Consider the following 3,398-nt stretch of genomic DNA (forward strand, 5'->3'; position numbering starts at 1 on the left):
AAAATGCGCCCCGCTCCAGCCGGGCTAGGTTGAACGCGCTTCTGAGCCGACAGTTGCCCAAGTAGGCCGGTGCGTTGACCAGAGTGGAAAAGGGCCCTTGTTCAGCGACTCCGTCCGTCATAGCCCTGCGAACTACCCTGATGCAGCTCGTGGGCGGGTCTGCCGACCCACAATGAGGGTGCTAGAGATCAAACTTCAAACCTAGGCAGTCCACCACTTGCGCCATCTGGCGCAGGTCGCCAAAGCTCATCCCTCTGATGGACCGGGAGCCCCCAACTCGTCACAAGCTGTTGGCGGGTAGACGCTAGGCACAAAGGTCAGCACTCGGCGTCGTCACTGCGCCTTTATGCCAGGGATGAAATCAAGCGACCCGACGGGCTTCGTCGTTGTTGCAGGGCGACGCGGACAAGCTCGAGAACTCCTTGCGAACGACATCGGCGAGGCGGGCCAGCCATCCCTCGGCCACACGCGCGCTCCTCAGCTGCCCGCGTCCGCTCCTCTGCGGCTCTGATGGCAGCTTCCGCCTGCAACCAAACCTCGCGTTCCGTGCCTCCGCCGCCTCAGCTCGGTCCCTAGCTGCCTGCAGGTGTCCGCGAACCTGCGCGACCAGTTCACGAAGCTGCCGCTTCTGCTCGTGCCACCTACTTCGGCAGGCTGGGCAAATAATTGTATCTTGCTGCGGCCGGTGCGGCCTCTGAGAGGCTTCGAGGGCACTTCCTCCTAATCTTCCCATGTCCAGCATCGCTGACGCCAACCTCGCCATCCTCCTCTTTGCCATCGTAGCGGTGGGGTCGATGATGTCGGGCGTGCTCGCTGCGCGCCTCGGGGCCCCGGTCCTGATCGCCTTCCTCGCGGCCGGCATGCTGGCCGGCAGACAGGGACCAGGAGGCTTCGCTTTCGCGGACTACCGCACCGCGTACCTCATCGGCTCGCTCGCCCTCGCGGTGATCCTGTTCGATGGCGGGCTGCGCACCAAAACCGCGGCCGTTCGCCGAGGCCTCTGGCCAGGGCTCACGTTGGCTACAATTGGCGTGCTGCTTACCGCAGCCGTTGTTGGCGCGACGGCCCGGCTCGCGCTCGGGCTGCCCTGGCCCAGCGCCCTCCTTGTCGGAGCCACAATCTCTTCGACTGATGCCGCAGCGGTCTTCTTTCTGTTGCGGGCACATGGTCTACGGGTCGGACACCGTGTCGAGGCGACGCTGGAGGTCGAGTCGGCCGCCAATGACCCTCTTGCGGTGTTTCTGACGCTCACGCTGGTGGAGTTCGTGGCGCATCCGGGCACCGTGCTGGGCGCGGCAGCGGTTCTACACCTCGCGAGGGAGGCCGCTCTCGGAACGGCGTTCGGCATCGCGGGCGGTCTGGCAACATCCTGGGCCTTGAACCGCGTCCCGCTTCCGGCTGGGCTCAACCCGCTATTTGCCCTTTCGTGTGGGCTGCTCGTCTTCGGCGGAGCATCCGTCGCGGGCGGTAGCGGCTTCCTGGCGGTTTATCTCGCGGGCCTCGTGGTCGGAAACCGGCCTGTTCCGGGCGTAGTTCGCGTCCTGAACGTGCACGAAGCACTGACCTGGCTCGCCCAGCTGAGTATGCTCGTGGTTCTAGGGATCCTCGTGACGCCTTCGCGCTTAATCGAGCAGGCTGGGCCGTCGCTCATTGTTGCCCTGGCTCTGATCTTCGTTGCCAGACCACTGGCCGTTCTCGTCTGTCTTGCCCCCTTTCGCTTCACGCGTCCGCAGCGGGTGTTTGTGTCCGCTATGGGGCTGCGGGGTGCGGTTGGCATCTTCCTAGCTTCGATTCCTGTGCTCGAGAATGTTCCGCAGGCAGCGCTCTACTTCGACGTTGCCTTCTTCGTGGTACTGACTTCACTCCTGCTACAGGGATGGACCGCCGGGCCGATCGCGCGCTGGCTTGGGCTGGCCATACTTGGCCACACCGAGCCGCGCCGGGTTGACCTTGGTGCGCCTGTGCGGATGGCGGAGGAACTGGTTGGGTTTCCGGTACAGCCCTCCGCCCCGATTCTCACAGGAGCTGCGCTCCCGGATGGTGTTAGACTGGCGTTTGTTCTGCGCGACAACCGCATTTGTTCCGCAAGCGAACTCAGAGACAGCGATGGCGTGCTTGCTGCTGGAGACCAGGCTTACGTTGTGGCACCACCCTCCACGCTCCCGGCCCTAGATGTCCTATTTTCGACTCCCGGTTCAGCACGAGTTCTGACCGCAGCGCAGGAGCGGGACGTGCACTCCTCAGCCGAGGTTGCTCGGCTCCGGTCCGCCCTGCGTGCTTTCAGGCCTAGGGTAAGCAAGAATTCTCAATAACTTCGCCGCAGCAGTGATTCTCGTCCGCCGCATCCTGACAGATCTGCTCGCGGTCGTTCATGCAAGCGCTCCCTTGAAGCTTGGCCGGCACCATCACCATCTCACTGGTCGTAGTTGCGTAGCGTGAGTGTGCGGGCATGATCACGGAGCCGAGCAAAGCCTACATCGTCCTTCCCTTCGAGCGCATCGGCACGACGATCGGTGCTCGACAGGTGCTCATCTTCGACGAGCCTGGGAAGGCGCACGCCTGTGCTGAGGCGCTGAGCCTACGGATGAGCGGCGTCGCGATCGTGGAGCGCACCGTGGACGAGGAGACCGGTGCGGAGGAGGATCGTCTCCTCGCTGCAGGGGGTGCTGTTCCGCCCTTCCTGCAGGGCCCGGCGCACTGGACCATGCGGCTACATTGAGCTTCCGCGAGGCGGTTCGGGCGGGCCGATTGGTTCAGCCCCGCCGCGCGACTCAGTGGAGCTGGAATTCTCCAGCGACGGCTCGCAGCTCGGCGGGCCTAATCAGGCGGCTGTGGGCCACCTTCACGGAGTGAAGCGGCCCATCGAGCGTCTCTTGCCAGAACGCGAGGAAGCGCCGCAGTTCGGGAAATTCCGGAAACAGGTCGTGATGCTGCCAGACAAAGGTCTGCAGCAGGTGCGGATGGTCTGGCAGATGATAGAGGATCTCGGCGGTCGTCAGGCTGTAGCCTTCGAGCTGGCGACGAAAGGCTGGCAACACGGACATTCGGAACCTCACTCGATCGTGCTGAACGATTACCGCAGGCTGACGCAAGCCTTGCCACCGATCAAGAGGCGCTCCGCAGAATACCCTGTGTTCCCAGAGTTTTAGCACTCACCGAGCCGGCCTGCTGCCAAGCTCCACGGCCGAGCTTGGCAGCCGACTGCCACGAGTGCCAAAAAATGTCCTCGAGAGCTCTTGCGAAGTCATGCGATCGCTCCCAGCTTGCCGGCCGTCGGGCGGCTTGTCCGAGCGCCCGGCGGTTCATGAGTGCAGCACTCGCGCTGGAGGCATTGCATGACATTCCGTCCGTTGCACGATCGAGTTGTTGTCCGCCGCATCGACGCGGAGGAGAAGACG

The 3,398-nt window shown here is 63.9% G+C and carries 3 protein-coding genes and 1 pseudogene; 3 read left to right on the forward strand and 1 reads right to left on the reverse strand.

Annotated features, from left to right (window positions below):
* Positions 1 to 731: 731 nt before the first annotated feature.
* Positions 732 to 2,312: a potassium/proton antiporter gene (locus MOX02_RS29860; RefSeq protein ID WP_147029388.1), complete on the forward strand. Its 1,581-nt coding sequence runs from the start codon at positions 732 to 734 to the stop codon at positions 2,310 to 2,312.
* Between the two features lie 137 nt (positions 2,313 to 2,449).
* Positions 2,450 to 2,719, forward strand: a complete 270-nt coding sequence (locus MOX02_RS29865; RefSeq protein ID WP_147029389.1) for a hypothetical protein — start codon at positions 2,450 to 2,452, stop codon at positions 2,717 to 2,719.
* Positions 2,720 to 2,771: 52 nt separating this feature from the next.
* Here MOX02_RS29865 and MOX02_RS29870 read toward each other — a convergent pair whose 3' ends face one another.
* Positions 2,772 to 3,044 carry an usg protein gene (locus MOX02_RS29870; RefSeq protein WP_147029390.1) on the reverse strand — a complete coding sequence of 91 codons (273 nt, stop codon included), beginning with the start codon at positions 3,042 to 3,044 and terminating at the stop codon, positions 2,772 to 2,774.
* Between the two features lie 291 nt (positions 3,045 to 3,335).
* Here MOX02_RS29870 and MOX02_RS32870 point away from each other — a divergent pair.
* A pseudogene (locus MOX02_RS32870) lies at positions 3,336 to 3,398 on the forward strand (co-chaperone GroES); the annotation flags it as partial.

Origin of the sequence: Methylobacterium oxalidis, from assembly GCF_007992195.1 — a bacterium.
GTDB classification, from domain to species: Bacteria; Pseudomonadota; Alphaproteobacteria; order Rhizobiales; family Beijerinckiaceae; genus Methylobacterium; species Methylobacterium oxalidis.